Annotated in this window: 15 protein-coding genes; 7 read left to right on the top strand and 8 right to left on the bottom strand. The window is 68.4% G+C overall.

Annotation, left to right across the window (positions count from 1 at the left end; genetic code table 11):
- Positions 1 to 11 precede the first annotated feature (11 nt).
- Together EV675_RS16690 and smc are read right to left on the bottom strand one after the other, a co-directional pair.
- A complete protein-coding gene (locus tag EV675_RS16690) occupies positions 12 to 1,103 on the bottom strand; it encodes a cell division protein ZipA C-terminal FtsZ-binding domain-containing protein (protein WP_130358359.1) in 1,092 nt (363 codons plus the stop codon).
- Positions 1,104 to 1,164: 61 nt separating this feature from the next.
- On the bottom strand, positions 1,165 to 4,695 hold the full coding sequence (gene smc / locus EV675_RS16685) for a chromosome segregation protein SMC (RefSeq protein WP_165404632.1): 3,531 nt from the start codon (positions 4,693 to 4,695) through the stop codon (positions 1,165 to 1,167).
- Between the two features lie 278 nt (positions 4,696 to 4,973).
- On the opposite strand from smc, the gene queF reads away from it, so the two are divergent.
- Complete coding sequence (gene queF / locus EV675_RS16680; RefSeq protein ID WP_130358357.1) at positions 4,974 to 5,393, top strand: preQ(1) synthase; 420 nt, start codon at positions 4,974 to 4,976, stop codon at positions 5,391 to 5,393.
- Positions 5,394 to 5,519: 126 nt separating this feature from the next.
- A complete protein-coding gene (lplT, locus tag EV675_RS16675) occupies positions 5,520 to 6,839 on the top strand; it encodes a lysophospholipid transporter LplT (RefSeq protein ID WP_130358356.1) in 1,320 nt (439 codons plus the stop codon).
- Here lplT and EV675_RS16670 read toward each other — a convergent pair.
- Genes EV675_RS16670 through EV675_RS16655 form a run of 4 tightly spaced genes read right to left on the bottom strand, consistent with a single transcriptional unit; the run spans position 6,836 to position 9,460 of the window.
- Complete coding sequence (locus EV675_RS16670) at positions 6,836 to 7,687, bottom strand: uracil-DNA glycosylase (RefSeq protein WP_242621469.1); 852 nt, start codon at positions 7,685 to 7,687, stop codon at positions 6,836 to 6,838. The two genes, lplT and EV675_RS16670, sit on opposite strands and share 4 nt — an antisense overlap.
- Positions 7,677 to 8,210, bottom strand: a complete 534-nt coding sequence (gene rimI, locus EV675_RS30245) for a ribosomal protein S18-alanine N-acetyltransferase (protein WP_207221988.1) — start codon at positions 8,208 to 8,210, stop codon at positions 7,677 to 7,679. Before rimI ends, EV675_RS16670 begins: the two co-directional genes overlap by 11 nt.
- Positions 8,207 to 8,977: a tRNA (adenosine(37)-N6)-threonylcarbamoyltransferase complex dimerization subunit type 1 TsaB gene (gene tsaB, locus EV675_RS30240; protein WP_130358355.1), complete on the bottom strand. Its 771-nt coding sequence runs from the start codon at positions 8,975 to 8,977 to the stop codon at positions 8,207 to 8,209. Before tsaB ends, rimI begins: the two co-directional genes overlap by 4 nt.
- Positions 8,978 to 9,031: 54 nt before the next feature.
- Positions 9,032 to 9,460, bottom strand: a complete 429-nt coding sequence (locus EV675_RS16655; protein ID WP_130358354.1) for a hypothetical protein — start codon at positions 9,458 to 9,460, stop codon at positions 9,032 to 9,034.
- Between the two features lie 121 nt (positions 9,461 to 9,581).
- Between EV675_RS16655 and ompR the strand changes: the two genes are divergently transcribed.
- From ompR to EV675_RS16635, 4 genes are read left to right on the top strand one after another with little or no spacing between them, the layout of a single operon-like run.
- Positions 9,582 to 10,310 (top strand): osmolarity response regulator transcription factor OmpR, encoded by a 729-nt coding sequence (gene ompR, locus EV675_RS16650; protein WP_087779290.1) that lies wholly within the window; start codon positions 9,582 to 9,584, stop codon positions 10,308 to 10,310.
- 17 nt (positions 10,311 to 10,327) lie between these two features.
- Positions 10,328 to 11,689: an ATP-binding protein gene (locus EV675_RS16645; protein WP_130358353.1), complete on the top strand. Its 1,362-nt coding sequence runs from the start codon at positions 10,328 to 10,330 to the stop codon at positions 11,687 to 11,689.
- Positions 11,690 to 11,738: 49 nt separating this feature from the next.
- On the top strand, positions 11,739 to 12,296 hold the full coding sequence (locus tag EV675_RS16640) for a redoxin domain-containing protein (protein WP_130358352.1): 558 nt from the start codon (positions 11,739 to 11,741) through the stop codon (positions 12,294 to 12,296).
- A gap of 2 nt (positions 12,297 to 12,298) precedes the next feature.
- Complete coding sequence (locus EV675_RS16635; RefSeq protein WP_130358351.1) at positions 12,299 to 12,736, top strand: gamma-glutamylcyclotransferase family protein; 438 nt, start codon at positions 12,299 to 12,301, stop codon at positions 12,734 to 12,736.
- 15 nt (positions 12,737 to 12,751) lie between these two features.
- Here the strand turns inward: EV675_RS16635 and EV675_RS16630 are convergent, their stop codons facing one another.
- Positions 12,752 to 14,986 (bottom strand): RelA/SpoT family protein, encoded by a 2,235-nt coding sequence (locus EV675_RS16630; RefSeq protein ID WP_130358350.1) that lies wholly within the window; start codon positions 14,984 to 14,986, stop codon positions 12,752 to 12,754.
- A gap of 83 nt (positions 14,987 to 15,069) precedes the next feature.
- Here EV675_RS16630 and EV675_RS16625 point away from each other — a divergent pair, with 83 nt between their 5' ends.
- Positions 15,070 to 15,924 carry a M90 family metallopeptidase gene (locus tag EV675_RS16625; RefSeq protein ID WP_130358349.1) on the top strand — a complete coding sequence of 285 codons (855 nt, stop codon included), beginning with the start codon at positions 15,070 to 15,072 and terminating at the stop codon, positions 15,922 to 15,924.
- 31 nt (positions 15,925 to 15,955) lie between these two features.
- On the opposite strand, the gene EV675_RS16620 is transcribed toward EV675_RS16625, so the two are convergent.
- Positions 15,956 to 16,303 (bottom strand): RidA family protein, encoded by a 348-nt coding sequence (locus EV675_RS16620; protein WP_087837422.1) that lies wholly within the window; start codon positions 16,301 to 16,303, stop codon positions 15,956 to 15,958.
- Positions 16,304 to 16,343 lie beyond the last annotated feature (40 nt).

The raw sequence follows: 16,343 nt of genomic DNA, 5'->3' as shown, positions 1-16,343 counted from the left end.
GCCTGCGTGCCTTATCCGAATACCCTCAGGGCACGCACCGAACCGGCCTTCAGGCCGGACTGTTCCAGCCGCGCGTACAGCGCCAGCAATTGCTTGTCGATGGCCGCCTCGGCGCCGTCCGCCAGGGGCCGGCCGTTGTCGTCGACCACCGTGGCTTCCAGCCGCGTGGCCAGGCCGCGGGCAACCTGGGCCATCTGCGCGAAGGCATGTTCATGGGCGGGCGCGCGCGGCACGTCCAGGATCAGGCTGAGCTGGCCGATCGTGGCCGGGCCGGCCGAACCCAGCGACACGCCGTCGCTGCGGCCCAGCGTGAAGCGGACCGCGCCTTCCTGGTCCACCCAGGGCAGGCGGCCGTCGTGGATGGACGAGAAACCGGCCTCGCGCGCGGCGGTCAGCACGTCGCCCGACGACCAGCGGCGGCTGCTGGCCACCAGGGTCAGCCCGACCTGCGCGTCGAGCGCGGCGCACACGGCATCGAGCTTGTTGGCCCGGTCCAGCACGGCCTGGGTGTCGCTGGCTTCCACCGTGCCGTCGAAGCGATCGGCCAGCACGCGCGAGCGCGACAGCGCCTCGGCCCATTCGCCGGCGCTGAGCGGGCCGCTGCGATTGGCCAGCAGCACGGCCACCTGGACCGACGCATAGTTCTCGCCGCCGCGTATGGCGGAGCGGTGCGCCCCCTCGGCGGTCTCGGCGAACACGCGCAGCGATTTCTGGCCGGCGTGGCGGATGCCCTGGGTGAAGGCCGCCAGCTCGTCGCCCGGCACGGGCTCCAGGAAGGAAACGTCGATGACGGTTTCGCAGGCTTCGTCGGCCTCGTCGGTGTCGTGTTGCTGCACCGCGGCCGCGCCGTCCACTGGCGCGTCCATGCCCCCGATGACGTTGGCCTCGGCCGCTTCCGCCGCGCCCAGCCCGGGCTCGCGGCGCACGCCGTCCGCCTTGGGCAGGCCCGCTTCGACCCCGTGCAGCAAGGGATCCTTGCCCGAATCGGGGAAGCCGTCCTGTATCTGCTTGCGGGCACGGCGGTCCTGCCACCAGTTCAGTCCAAGCACGACGACGATGGCCAGAACGCCAAGGGCGATGAGCCCGGTTTGTAGATCACTCATTGGTGTGTTCCCGATGGCGGGGCATGGTGGAAAGAGTGCCGGCTCGCGGACTGCCCGCTCATCAGGCAGCCTCGACGGCAAGTTGCATGGCCGAGTCGATGTCGACGGCCACGATGCGAGAGACGCCCTGCTCCTGCATGGTCACGCCGACCAGCTGGTGCGCCATCTCCATCGCGATCTTGTTGTGCGAGATGAACAGGAACTGGGTCTGCTCGCTCATCCGGCGCACCAGGTTCGCGTAGCGCTCGGTGTTGGCGTCGTCCAGCGGCGCGTCGACCTCGTCCAGCAGGCAGAACGGCGCCGGATTGAGCTTGAACATGGCGAACACCAGCGCGGTGGCGGTCAGGGCCTTCTCGCCGCCGGACAGCAGGTGGATGGTGCTGTTGCGCTTGCCCGGGGGCTGGGCCATGACCTGCACGCCCGCGTCCAGGATTTCTTCGCCGGTCATCACGAGCTTGGCCTCGCCGCCGCCGAACAGCGACGGGAAGAGTTCGCCGAAGTTGCGGTTGACCGTATCGAAGGTCTCTTGCAGCAGCTGGCGCGTCTCGCGGTCGATCTTGCGGATGGCGTCCTCGAGCGTGTCGATGGCGGACTGCAGGTCGGCCTGCTGGGCGTCCAGATAGGTCTTGCGCTCGCGCGAGGCGTTCAGCTCGTCCAGCGCGGCCAGGTTGACCGCGCCCAGCGCGGCGACCTCGCGGGCCAGGCGCTGCACCTCGGCCTGCAGCCAGTTGGGGCGCTGCCATTCCTTGGGCAGCGCGTCGAGCTGTTCGCCCAGCGCCGCCAGGTCCAGCTCCTGGCCGGCCAGTTGCTCGGCATACTGTTCCTGCGCCAGGCGGGCCGCCTGTTCCTTCAACTGCAGCTCGGTGATGCGGCTGCGCAGCGGCTCGAGCGAACGCTCGATGCCCAGGCGCTGTTCGTCGGCCGCGCGCAGTTGCGCTGCCAGGGTATCCATTTCGATGCGGGCGCGGTTCAGCACCTGCTCGCGCTCGCTGCGCAATTCGAGCGCGGATTGCAGGCCGGCCTGGGCCGCCGCGTCGTCTAGCACGCGCAATTCCTGCTGGACCCGTTCGGCCTCGGTGGCGGCGCGCTGGCTTTGCTCGCCCGCCAGTTGCAGGCTGCGGCGCAGTTCGTCGATGCGGGCGCGCAGGCCCCGCTCGGCGAAGCTGGCCTCCTGGGCCGACCGCTCCAGCTCGCGCAGGCGATCGCGTGCACGCTGGACCTCGGCTTCGCGCTGTTCCTGGGCCATCTGCGCGTCCTCGAACGCGGACTGTTTGTCGCCCAGCTGGGTATCCAGAATCTCGAAGCGGCCCTCGGCCTCTTCCTTGCGGATGCGGGCTTCCTCTTCCTGGGCCTCGAGCTCGGCACGCTCTTCGCGGATGCGGCCGGCGCGTTCCTCGGATTGGGCGGCCTGCTGCGACAGCTTGGAATGTTCGAGCTGGATGGCGTGCAGGCGCTGCGTGACCTCGGCCAGGCGCTGGCGCGAGGCGGGCAAGGCCTGGGCCACCTGCTGGTAGCCGGCTTCCGCGCGGGCCACGGCGGAGCGGGCCTCGTCGGCAATGAGCTGCTGCGCCTTCAACTGGCGTTGCAGGTTCTCGATCTCCTGCTGGCGCGCCAGCATGCCGGCCTGCTCGGAATCCGGGGCGTAGAAACGGACGCTGTTGTGCCCGATCAGGTGCCCTTCCTTGACCACGAACTGGCCGCCCTCGGGCAACTGGGTGCGCGCGGCCAGCGCCTGGGTGGCGTCGGCGGCCGTGTAGACGTCGCGCAGCCAGTCGGCCATCAGGGAACGCAGGCCCGGATCGGTGATGCGCAGCAGCGACACCAGCGGCGTCAGCGCGGCCGGCGCGGGGGCCGGCGCCGTGGCCGGCGGCATCTGGTAGAAGGCCAGCCGCGCCGGCGGCGCGTCGCCGAAGAAGGCCTTGGCCCATTCGAGGTTGCTGACTTCCAGCGCGGCCAGCCGCTCGCGCAGCACGGCCTCCAGCGCCGTTTCCCAGCCGGGTTCGATGTGCAGCTTCTGCCACAGGCGGCCAAGCTGTGTCAGCTCGTGTTTTTCCAGCCAGGGATGCAGCGCGCCCTGCTTCTGCACGTCCTGCTGCAAACGCGTCAGGGCCGAGAGCCGGGCCTCGATCTGCGAAACGGCGGCCGCTTCCTTCTGCACCAGTTCCTGGGCCTGGCGGCGGCCGGCATCGACCTGCGGCAACTGGGCTTCCAGCGTGGACAGTTCCTGCCGGGCGTGCTCGACACGCTGCTCGGTATCGGCCAGGTCGCCCGTCAATTGTTCCAACCGCGCCGGATCGGGGCGCTGCAGGTTGCGTTCTTCCTGCTCCAGGCGCTCGCGGCGCTGCGCCAGGGCCTGGAGCTGGCGATCGGCTTCGCGCTGTTCCTGGGCGGTCAGGGCCAGGTTCTGCTCGACCTGGGACAGCGCGCCGCGCAGCTCGGACAGGCCGGACGCGGCATCGCGCACCTTGGCCTCGACGTCGGGCAGCTGGGCTTGCGCTTCCTCGGCCACGATGCGCGCTTCCTCGGCCCGGGCCTCGCCCACTGCCAGGTCTTCCTCGGCCTGCGCCAGTTGGTCGCTGCCGGTCTCGTGCTGCTCGTTCCACTGGGCGATCTGCTGCTGCAACTGCGCCAGCTGGGCCTGCATGCGGTTGCGGGCCTCGACCACGTACTTGATCTCGGCCTCGAGCCGGCTGACCTCGGCATTGGCCTCGTACAGCCCGCCCTGCGCGGCATGGACGGCGTCGCTGGCGGCGTAGTGCGCCTGGCGCGTGCCCTCCAGGTCGGACTCCAGCTTGCGCAGGCCGGCCATGGCGGCCTCGAGGTCGGTCTGGGCCTGTTCGATGGCCAGCGCGTGCTTCATGCGGTCGCCGTCGGCCTCGCGCTTCTTCAGCAGCCACAGGAAGCGCTGCTTCTGTTCGCTTTCCGCCTGGAACCCCTGGTAGCGCTGGGCGACCTCGGCCTGCGCCTCGAGCTTTTCGAGCTGGGTGGCCAGTTCGCGCAGGATGTCCTCGACCCGGGTCATGTTCTCGCGGGTATCGGACAGGCGGTTCTCGGTCTCGCGGCGGCGTTCCTTGTAGCGCGACACGCCTGCGGCCTCTTCCAGGAACACGCGCAGTTCGTCGGGCCGGGCCTCGATGATGCGCGAGATCATGCCCTGGCCGATGATGGCGTAGCCGCGCGCCCCCAGGCCGGTGCCCAGGAAGATGTCATGGATGTCGCGGCGGCGGACCTGCTGGTTGTTGACGAAATAGCTGCTGGTGCCGTCGCGGGTCAGGACGCGCTTGACGGCGATCTCGCCGTATTGGCTCCATTGTCCGGACGCCCGGCCCTCGGCATTGTCGAACACCAGTTCGACCGAAGAGCGCGCCGCCGGCTTGCGGTTGACCGAACCGTTGAAGATCACGTCCTGCATGGACTCGCCGCGCAGCTCGGAGGCCTTGGATTCGCCCAGGACCCAGCGCACGGCGTCGATGATGTTGGACTTTCCGCAGCCATTGGGCCCCACCACGCCGACCAGCTGGCTCGGCACCTGGATGGACGTGGGGTCGACGAACGACTTGAAACCTGCGAGTTTGATCTGGGTAAGTCGCACCGGAAACGAAGCTTCGCTTAAAAAGGCTGGAAAAAGGAACCGATCCGCGCCCGGGCCGGTCGGATATGGCAGAACACGCCCTACCTCCGACCCAGGGCACCGAGGATCCGGCTCCGCCGGTCCTCCAGTGCCGCCCCCTTGAGGGGGGTCGCGCGAAGCGCGGAGGGGGTGGGGCCAACACAGCTTCGTATAATACCAAAGGGTCATCGGCAAGGTTACGCCAGTGGCCGCCGCCCAGCCTGTTTTTTCATTTTCGTTACGTATAGATCGCAAGAGACATGCCCTCTCAACCCAGCAAGAGCCTAGACACCTTCGCCAACCCCAGCCCGGGGCGCGACTTCCAGATCCACATCGAGGTGCCGGAATTCACCTGCCTGTGCCCGATGACCGGACAGCCGGACTTCGCCCTGCTGGTCATCGACTACATCCCCGACCAGTTGTGCGTCGAGCTCAAGAGCCTCAAGCTCTACGCCTGGAGCTTCCGCAACGAAGGCAAGTTCCACGAAGCGGTCACCAACGAGATCCTGGACGACCTCGTGCGCGCGCTGTCCCCGCGCTTCATGCGGATCACCGCCAAGTGGTACGTGCGCGGCGGCATCTTCACCAACGTCGTCGCCGAGCACCGCCAGGCTGGCTGGACGCCGCAGCCCGCCGTGCAGCTGCAGGAATTCGCGCCCGGCAGCAACATCCGCGGGTAACTACCACCGGATCGGCCGGGACGCGGCGCGGAACCTGCGCTACGATGCGCGGCACGCATTCCTGCCGTAGTGCCCGAGTGAGGCACTCTCCGATCCACTCACAGGCACACGAGTCCACGCCTACCGATGAAACGCGGCTTTTACCTGATCATGGCGGCGCAGTTCTTTTCCTCGCTGGCCGACAATGCGCTTTTCATCGCCGCGATCGCCCTGATCCAGCAGTTGGACGGACCGGACTGGATGACGCCCATGATCAAGTGGTCGTTCGCCCTGGCCTATGTCCTGCTGGCCGCCTTCGTGGGCGCGTTCGCCGACTCCTTCCCCAAGGGCCGGGTGATGTTCGCCACCAACTCGGTGAAGATCATCGGCTGCCTGACGATGTTCGCCCATGCCAGCTTCGGGCTGGCCGACCACCATCAGGTCTATACCGTGTGCGCCGCCTACGCCCTGGTGGGCATAGGCGCGGCGGCCTACTCGCCCGCCAAGTACGGCATCATCACCGAACTGCTGCCGCCCGAGCAGCTCGTCAAGGGCAACAGCTGGATCGAAGGGCTGACCGTCGTGTCCATCATCCTGGGCGTGGTCCTGGGCGGCGCGCTCATCAGCCCCAAGGTGTCGACCTGGCTGCTGTCGCTGGACCTCAGCCCCGGCTTCGGCCCCGACATCCAGACGCCCGCCGAGGCCGCCATCATGGTCATCGCGCTGGTCTACCTGGTAGCCGCCTTCTTCAACCTGCTCATCCCGTCCACCGGCGTGTGCTACCCGCGCCAGCAGCGCAATCCCATCAAGCTCATGGCCACCTTCGGCTGCTTCGTGGCCACGCTGTGGCGCGACAAGCTGGGCCAGATCTCGCTGGCGGTGACCACCCTGTTCTGGGGAGCCGGCGCGACGCTGCAGCTGATCGTGATCGAATGGGGCCGCGTGCAGCTGGGGCTGCCGCTGAACAAGGCTTCCATCCTGATGGGCGTGGCCTCGGTGGGCACCATCCTGGGCGCCACGCTGGCCGGCAAGGTGCCGCTGCACCATGCGCTGGCCGTGCTGCCCATGGGAGTGGTGATGGGGCTGGTGGTGATGCTGATGCCGCTGGCCTACGAGCCCTGGTTCGTCTATGCGCTGCTGATCGCCATCGGCGGCCTGGGGGGGTTCTTCGTCGTGCCGATGAACGCCCTGCTCCAGCACCGCGGCCACGTGCTGCTGTCGGCCGGCCATTCGATCGCGGTCCAGAACTTCAACGAACAGCTCAACATCCTGCTGATGGTGGCGATCTACTCGCTGATGCTGGGCATGCAGATACCCATCAACACCATCATCATCATCTTCGGCACGCTGGTGGCCTGCCTCATGCTGCTGATCATGGGCTGGAACCGCCACAACCACCGCACCCACCCGGACCTCGACCTGGTGATAGGCAGCCGCGCGCACGGCACGGCGCTGCGCGGGGACTAACCCCGGGCCCGCCCCACCGACAAGGCCAGCTGCAGGTCCTGCCAGGCCTTGATCTTCTCGGCCGGGCTGCGCAGCAGATAGGCCGGGTGGTAGCTCACCACGACCGGCACCTGCCTGCCCGATACCGACAGGCTGTGCACCTTGCCCCGCAGGCTGCCTATGCGCGCGTCGGTCTCCAGCAGGGTCTGCGCCGCGAACCGCCCCAGCACCAGGATCATTTCCGGATTGATGAGCGAAATCTGCCGCATCAGATAGGGGCTGCAGCGCGCCACCTCCTCGGGCAGCGGGTCGCGGTTGCCGGGCGGACGGCACTTGATGACGTTGGCGATGAAGACATCCTGCTGGCGCGAGCGCGCGATGGAGGCCAGCATGCTGTCGAGCAGCTTGCCCGAGCGTCCCACGAAGGGCGCGCCCTGCTTGTCTTCCTGTTCGCCCGGCGCCTCGCCCACCAGCAGCCAGCGCGCCTTGGGCGAGCCGGTGCCGAATACGGTCTGCGTGCGTCCCTTGCACAGGCCACAGGCCATGCAGTCGCGCACCTCGTCCTGCAACGCGGCCCAGGCCTGTTCGGGATCGACCGGCATGGCGGCCGGCGCCGGCATCTCCCGCACCGGAATTTCCTGCACGGCGGCCACGGGTTCGGCTCTGTCGGGGTCGACGGCGGCCACGGCCGCCACCGGCTCCTGCGCCGGATTCGGCGCCACGGGCTCCGGCCCCACCGGCGCGACCTCGGGTACGGCCGCCGGCGCCGCCGTGCCGGGCAGGTTCCACAGCTTTTCCACACCCAGTTCGCGCAGCCAGGCGCGCCGGACGGCGCTCATGCCATCGCCGCCGTTGCGCTCAGTCGCCATGGAAACCTCCGGGAATTGGGTGGACCGCCAATGCCTTGCGCATGACGATCGCGTCTTCCCGCCCGCGCAGCGACGGGTAATAGCCGCGGCGCAGGCCGATGCGTTCATAGCCAGCGCGTTCGTACAGCCCCTTGGCCACCAGGTTCGAGGGCCGCACCTCCAGCAGCAGGCTGTGCGCCTGGCGCGCGGCGGCGCACTGCTCGACCCAGGCCAGCAGGCGCCGGCCCAGCCCCACGCCCTGCGCCTGCGGCGCCACGCTGATGTTCAGCAGGTGCGCCTCGTCCAGCGCCACCATCACGACGCAATAGCCCAGCAGGCGGTCGCCGTCGCGCACCACCCAGGCGTCGTAGCCCGAGCGCAGCGAATCGGCGAAATTGCCGCGTGTCCAGGGAAAGGAATAGATCTGGCGCTCGACCGCGTCCACCTGGTCGAGATCCTGTTCGGTCATGGGACGGCATGCCTGCCCCCAGGCCGCCAGGATACGCGCCGCGTCGATCGGCGCGCGGCCCTGCACCGCGCTCATGATTGCGCTCCCGATGCGGCGACACGGGGATTGCCCCCCGCCCCGGCCTGTCTTTCCGCGGTGGTGAAGGCCACCTTGTCCCGTACGTACAAGGGCGCGGCCAGCTCCGGCGCGACGGTTTCGCCGCGCAGGTAGGCGCCGTGGGCCAGGCGGGCGACCGCGGCCGCGGTGGGGCGCGCAACGTCCGTCCGCTCGTCCGGCCCGAAACCGGCGAATACCTCCGGATAGGCGGCCGCCGCATCGCCGCACAGCCACGGGGCCTGCGCGCCCAGGTCTGCCAGGCGTCCGCGCAGCCAGGCCTCCAGCCCCTCGCCCGCCATCAATTGCGGTTCGACCAGGCAGGCCAGCCGGTCTGGCGATTCACGGCGATAGACCGCCAGGTAGATTTCCTGCATGCGCGCGTCCATGGCCACCACCAGCGGCCGCTGGCCGGGATCCCGGACCTGTTGCGCCACGGCGGCATGCGACACCACGGGTATCACCGGCCGCCCCAGGGCGAACCCCAGCCCCTGCGCCACGCCGCAGGCAACCCGCAGCCCGGTGAACCCCCCGGGGCCTTGCCCGAAAGCGATGGCATCGAGTTGCGTCCGGGCGATGCCGGCCTCGTTCAGCACCTCCTGCACCATGGGCAGCAGCCGGGCCGAGTGCTCCTGCACGCCCTGGTGCTCGCGCACGAGAAGGTCGACGGCGCCGGCATCCGCGGCGCGCAACAAGGCGACGCCGCACCAGGCGGAGGAAGTTTCCAGGGAAAGGATATGCAGCGACATGGGCTGCAATTGTAAGACCAGATGGGGGGAAATACCGGGATCTGCACCCGGTTTTCAGTGCTTGTGCTTGCGATAGGGTTCGTACACTTCTTCACTGGCGCGGCGGATTTCCTGCCGCAGCAGCACCCTTTCCTCGGAAGACAGCTTGCGCGGCCCGACCCGGCGCTCGTCCTGGCTGACCGGACCGGCCCAGGGATCCATGGCGGCGCGCATCACGCCGGACTGTCCCGCCTCCTGGGGCACGTTGGCGGCATTGACCTGCGCATCGGCCCGAGAAACCGCGTTTTCGACCTGGCCGGCGAATCCGCCCGGAGCGGGAGCGCCGGCGCGTACCGCGTCGGGGCGGGGCAATGCCGCACGCGGGTCGCGGACCTGGCCGATCGCCGCGCCACCAGCCAATACCGTTATCATCACGAACAGCCCGCCCAGCATGATCGCTGCGCTGGAGCCCGCCGTACGAGTGGAGTCGAATACTTTGTTCACGTTTCAATCATACGATGTACCCATGACAGCGTCATAGATGCCTGCGTGACCAAACGGGCATTTATGTAACAACCAATGTCCCTCCCTGGATTGATACAAACTCCTCCGTTACATTCGCGCCATGTCACTAGCCAACGCCCCCAAGAAAATCCTCGTCGTCGACGACGACGTGCGGCTGCGCGATCTGCTGCGCCGCTACCTCGCCGAGCAGGGCTTCTCCGTCTGGGTCGCGGAAAACGCCCAGACCATGAACAAGCTCTGGCAGCGAGAGCGTTTCGATCTGCTCGTGCTCGACCTGATGCTGCCCGGAGAGGACGGCCTGTCGATCTGTCGCCGCCTGCGCGGCGCCCGCGACAGCACCCCCATCATCATGCTGACGGCCAAGGCCGAGGACGTCGACCGCATCGTCGGGCTGGAAATGGGCGCGGACGACTACCTGCCCAAGCCCTTCAACCCCCGCGAACTGCTGGCGCGCGTCAACGCGGTGCTGCGCCGCCGGGGTCCGGAAGAGCATCCCGGCGCCCCCAGCCAGGACAATGAATCGGTTACGTTCGGCCCTTACGTGCTGAACCTGGCGACCCGCACCCTCACGCGCGACAACGAACCCGTGGCCCTGACCACGGGCGAATTCTCCGTGCTCAAGGTCTTCGCCCGCCATCCCAAGATCCCGCTGTCGCGGGACAAGCTGATGGAACTGGCGCGCGGCCGCGAATACGAAGCCTTCGATCGCAGCCTGGACGTGCAGATCTCCCGGCTGCGCAAGCTGATCGAGCCCGATCCGGCCAAGCCCGTATTCATCCAGACGGTGTGGGGCCTCGGCTACGTATTCGTGCCCGATGGGGGCAGTTGATCCGCTTGTAGGCATTCATGTCGGTCGCCCTGCGCGTCGCGTCCAGGCTGGGTCTGTTCAGCCGGACATTTCTTTTGCTCACCGTCCTGATGACGGCAAGCCTGGCGGCGTGGCTCCAGGCTTTCCGCAGCATGGAGGTCGAGCCGCGCGCGCAGCAGGTGGCCCAGCAGATCGTCACCGTCGTCAACATCACCCGCGCCGCCCTGATCCATTCGGCGCCGCAGGAGCGCCGCTACCTGCTACTTGATCTGGCCACCAACGAAGGCATCCAGATCTATCCCCACGAAAAGGATGACATCACCGTCCGCCTGCCCGACCGCCAGGTCCTGCAGCGGGTGGAAGAACAGGTGATCGACCGCCTGGGACCCGAGACCGTCGTGGCCTGGGAAGTCAACCGCATCCCCGGCCTGTGGGTCAGCTTCTCCATCGACGACGACGACTATTGGATGGTGGTCGAGCGCGACCGCGCCGAACGCGTGCCGGGCGTCGAATGGCTGGGCTGGGGCGCGGCCGCCCTGCTGCTGTCGCTGCTGGGCGCGGCGGTCATCGTCGGCTTCGTCAATCGGCCACTGTCGCGCCTGTCGCGCGCCACGCTGGCGCTTTCCCGCGGCGAAACCCCGCCGCCGCTGCCCGAAAGCGGCCCCGAGGAAATCCGCCGGGTCAACACCAACTTCAACCGCATGGTCGAGGAACTGGACCGCGCCGAGGCGGACCGCGCGCTGATGCTGGCCGGCATCTCGCACGACCTGCGCACCCCGCTGGCCCGGTTGCGGCTGGAGATCGAACTGAGCGGCGTCTCCGAGGCCAGCCGCGACGCCGTGGACGAGGACCTGGCCCAGATCGACCGCACCATCGGGCAGTTCATGGAATACGCCCGCCCCTCCAGCGCGCCCGACCGCAACACCAATATTTCCGAGCTCGTGTCCGAGATGGTCGAGCGCGAATGCAGCCACACCGAGACACTGGGCGGTTCGCTGCAGGTCACGATCACCCCCAACCAGTGGGCGCGCATCGCCGCTCCCGACCTGCAGCGCGTGGTCGGCAACCTGCTCGAGAACGCGCGGCGCTACGGCCACAAGCCGGGCGAGGCGCCTCACATCGACCTGACGGTCAGCAGCCAGGGCAGCAACGTGCTGATCGACGTGTCCGACCACGGCCCCGGCGTGAAGGCCGAGGATGTGCCCCGCCTGACCCGCCCCTTCACCCGGGGCTCGGACGCGCGCACCAACGCCGGCGGCGCCGGACTGGGCCTGGCCATCGTCAAGCGGCTGCTGCAGCGCGCAGGTGGTACCCTAAACCTCCTGAACCGGGATGGCGGCGGCCTGACCGCCCGCATCACCCTGCCGGCCTCCTCGCAAAAATCGGCCGACGCCAAGTAGGCGGCCCCGGCCGCCGGCGCGCGAGGCCGGCGCTGTCCGAGGAGCGTGCATGAAAACCATCGGAGCCAAGCTCGAACCTTTCAAGGTGCATGGCGTCAAGCCAGGCTTCAACGAGGCCGAGGAAAACGGCGCCTCGGCCTTCGAGACCCTGAGCGAGACCTCGTTTCCAGGCAAGTGGAAGGTCATCTATTTCACACCCAAGGATTTCTCCGACATCTGCGCCACCGAGATCGAGGGCTACGCGGCACTGGCCGAGCCCCTAGCACAACGCGGCGCCGTGCTGATGGGCGGATCCGTCGACAATGAGTACGCCAAGCTGGCGTGGCGCCGCGCGGTGCCCGCGCTGGCGAACCTGAACCACTACCAATTCGCCGACAGCGCGGGCGCGCTGGTGGATCAACTGGGCATCCGGGACCGCAACGAGGGCGTGGCGCTGCGCGCCACGTTCATCGTCGATCCCGACAACACCATCCAGCATGTGTCGGTGAACAACCTCAAGGTCGGCCGCTGCCCGGAGGAAACGCTGCGGGTGCTCGATGCGCTGCTGACGGGCCAGTTCTGCCCCGCGAACCGCCCCGTCGGCGACCCGCCCTCGAAAAAACCCTGAACATGCCGCACGTATTCGTCTACGGCACGCTGCGTCGCGGCGAGATCAACGACATCGAGCGCCTGGCGCGCCGACTGCTGCTGTCCCCGCCCCTGCTGGTGGGCGAGGCGCGCGTGCGCGGCCGCCTGGTCGATTTCGGCGACTGGCCGGGACTGGTCGAGGACGGCGATGCGCGAATACTGGGCGAGGTCTACACGGTGGACGACCCGCTGCTGGCGGCCATGGACGCGGTCGAGGAATACGATCCCGACGGCGGTTCGCTGTTCGTGCGCCGCCCGGTGGATCTTCAGGTGGCGGGACAGGCGCTGTGCTGCCACTACTATCCGATCGAACCGCGCCTGATGGGGGGCGCCGTCCCCATCGACCATGACGACTGGGTCGAGTACCGCCTGGCGCGCGACACGGGGCGCGCGGACAGGATCCGGCAGGCCGCTGGCTGAGCCCCGGCCGCAATGTCAGCGCCGGTCGGCTTCCAGGACGCCGGGTACTTCGCGTATGCCCGCCAGCGCCCGCACCAGGTGCTCGCCGTTGCCGACCTCGGCGGTGAAGACCATGCGGGCGATTCCCTGCCGGCTTTGCGTGTTGACGCCAATGACATTGATGCGCTGGCGTGCGAAGACTTCCGAGATATCGCGCAGGAGTCCGTGGCGGTCGTTCGCCAGCACGACGATGTCCACCGGATACACGGCGTCGCGCGTATCGCCCCAGGTCACGTCGATGACGCGCTCAGGTTCGCGCGCGGCCAGCGAGCGGAAGCTCTTGCAGTCGCAGCGGTGGATGGAGACCCCCCTGCCCCGCGTCACGAATCCCGAAATCAGGTCGGGCGGCGCCGGCCGGCAGCACTTGGCCAACTGCGTCAGCAGCGCATCGACGCCCACCACCAGCACGCCGCTCTTGCCCGCATGCACCGCGCTTTCCGGCCGGCTGTCGCGCGTCAACGCGGACAGGTCCGGGCCGGCGTCGGGCGGCGGCGCCTCGAAGGCGGCCGCGACGTGCCGCAGGCTGAATTCGTCCTTGGCCAGCGCGACGTACAGGTCCTCGGTGCACGCGAAGCCCAGTTGCTGGGCCAGCGATTCGAGGTTGGTCGCGGTCTTGCCCAGGCGCTGCAATTCCTTTTCCAGCATGCCCTGGCCCTGGGCGATGCGCTCCTGGATGTCGATGGCGTTGAACCAGGCGCGCACCTTGGCCCGCGAGCGCTGGCTGGCCAGGTAGTTCAGCTGGGGATTGAGCCAGTCGCGCGAAGGGCCGCCCGACTTGGTGGCGATGATCTCCACCGTCTGGCCGGTGGCCAGGCGCGTGTTCAGCGGCACCATGGCCCCGTCCACCCGCGCACCGCGGCAGCGGTGCCCGAGGTCCGTATGGACCTGGTAGGCGAAGTCCACCGGCGTCGCGCCCGGCGGCAGCTCGATCACCCGCGCCTGCGGCGTCAGCACGTAGATGTTGTCGGCCAGCGTGTCGAGCGCCGCCTGTCCGATCTGGTCGTCGACCTGCACGTCGGCCTTCCAGGCCAGCAGCTGGCGTATCCAGCTGAGCTTGCGGTCGTATTCCGAATCGGCGCTGACCTGCCCGCCCTTGGCGCCCGCTTCCTTGTAGCGCCAGTGCGCCGCCATCCCGAATTCGGCGAACTGGTGCATCTCGCGCGTGCGGATCTGCACCTCGAAGGGCCGGCCGTCGTGGTCGTAGACCACCGTGTGCAATGAACGGTAGCCGTTGGGCTTGGGCCGCGAGATGTAGTCGTCGAACTCGTCGGGCACCGGCGTCCACAGGTGGTGCACCAGCCCCAGCACCGTGTAGCAGGTGCGGATGTCCTCGACGATGATGCGCAGCGCGCGCAGGTCGTACAGATCGGCGAAATCCAGGCGCCGGTTGCGCATCTTGTTCCAGATGCTGTAGATGTGCTTGGGCCGGCCGGTGACGTCGGCCACGATGCCCGCGCTTTCCAATGCCTGGCGCACCCGCGCGATGGCGTCGGCGATGAAGGCTTCGCGCTCGACGCGTTTTTCCTCCAGCAGCCGGGCGATTTCCTTGTAGCGGACCGGCTCGAGGAAACGGAACGCCAGGTCCTCCATTTCCCACTTGACCTGCCAGATGCCCAGCCGGTTGGCCAGCGGCGCGTAGAGTTCCAGCGTCTCGCGCGACAGCGCCTCGGGCAGCGGCACCTTGTGCTGGGCGTGCCAGCGCAGGGTCTGCAAACGCGACGCCAGGCGCATCAGCACGATGCGCAGGTCGGCCGCCATGGCCAGCAGCATCTTGCGCAGCATCTCGGCCTGCGCGCCGCTGCCGGCCGACGCATCGCTGGCGTCGCGGGTAACCTGGCCCAGGCGGATCAGGGCGCGATAGCCGTGCACCAGCTTGCCGATCTCGGGGCCGAACTGGAGCGTGACCGGGTCCTTGTGCGGATTGGTGCTGACGTCGCGGTCGCCCACGGCAATCGCCAGCAGCGCCGCCATGCGGGTATGGCCGTCCACCTGCAAGCCCGCCAGGATCGCGACCACGCCCGCCGCGTGCTCCGCCCAGCCCTCGCCGTCGGGCACGGCCGGCTCGCGCGCATAGCGGGGAAACGACCATTCGAGCGCCTTCTGCAAGTCCAGTTGCGCCGCCTCCGACAGGCCGGCGTTGGCCGCCTGTTGCCAGTCGGGACCGAAGGTCGCCGGCTGAATCGCGGAAGTCTCGGGAGCGGATGAGTTCATGGTCTTACACTTTGGGCGATGCCGGCCCTTCCTGGCCGCCGGCACGGTACTCTAGTCGCTTATCCACCAGGGAAGTTCATTGTATGTTGGGATGGCTGTTTGCCCGCGGCGCATCGAAGCACCGCGTGGAGCAGATGCAGGCTCGCATCAATCCGGAATTATGGACCCAAACGCTGGCCTCGCATGCATTCCTCGCGCGCCTGAGCGAGGACGAACGCGACGCCCTGCGGGCGCGGACGGCGTGGTTCCTGGCCAGCAAGACCATGACCGGCGCGGCCGGCCAGGTCCTGACCGACGAGATACGCCTGTCCATCGCGGTACAGGCCTGCCTGCCCATCCTGTACCTGGATCCGGGCCTGTACGAGGGATGGTCCGAGGTCATCGTCTATCCGGGCGGCTTCCTGATTCCCCGTTCGGACGTGGACGAGGACGGCGTGGTGCACGAGTACGTCGAGGAGGCCGCCGGCGAGGCCTGGGACGGCGGCCCCATCGTGTTGTCCTGGGAGGATGCCAGCCCCGGCCTGGAACGACCGGCGGGCTTCAACGTGGTCATCCACGAATTCGCCCACAAGCTCGACTTGCAATACGGCCAGGCCGACGGCATGCCCAGCCTGCACGCGCACGCCGGGATCCGGCCCAGGCTGTGGCGCAGCGTGCTGGCACGCAGCTACGATGCGCTGCTGGCCCGGCTGGAGGAAATCGAGGCGGCCATCCCGCCCGACGTGGACCCGGAATCCGAGGAAGCGGATCACTGGTATGCGCAGTTGCCGCTGGATCCGTATGCGGCCACGGACGAGGCCGAGTTCTTCGCCGTCAGTTCCGAGGCCTTCTTCGTGCATCCCGAGCCGCTGTGGCGCGCGATGCCCGAATGGTATGCGCTGCTGACGCAGTACTACCGGCAGGATCCGCTGGGAACCGGCCCCGCGCTGCCCCGCTGAACGGGCACGGGCCAGCCCCGGCGGACCGGGATCAGACGGCGGCGGTAACGACGATCTCGACCTTGTATTCCGGCGCGGCCAGCTTGGCCTCGACGGTGGCGCGGGCGGGCGTGTGGCCGGCCGGCACCCAGGCGTCCCAGACGGAGTTCATCGCGGCGAAGTCGGCGATGTCGGCCAGGAAGATCTGCGCGCGCAGGATGCGGGTCTTGTCGGTGCCGGCGGCGGCCAGCAGCTTGTCGATGGCGGCCAGCACCTGGCGGGTCTGGTCCGCCGGATCCTTCGAGGGATCTTCGGCCACCTGGCCGGCCAGATAGGCCACGCCGCCGTGCACGACCATTTCGGACATGCGCTTGCCGACACTGAAACGCTCGATGCTCATGGTGTTTTCCTCTTTGTGGAGCAGATTCGGAGCCGCAAGC

This window comes from Pigmentiphaga kullae (assembly GCF_004216695.1).
GTDB classification, from domain to species: Bacteria; Pseudomonadota; Gammaproteobacteria; order Burkholderiales; family Burkholderiaceae_B; genus Pigmentiphaga; species Pigmentiphaga kullae.
Note: the sequence above shows the minus strand (reverse complement) of the source record. Positions and strands in the feature narration are given on the sequence as shown.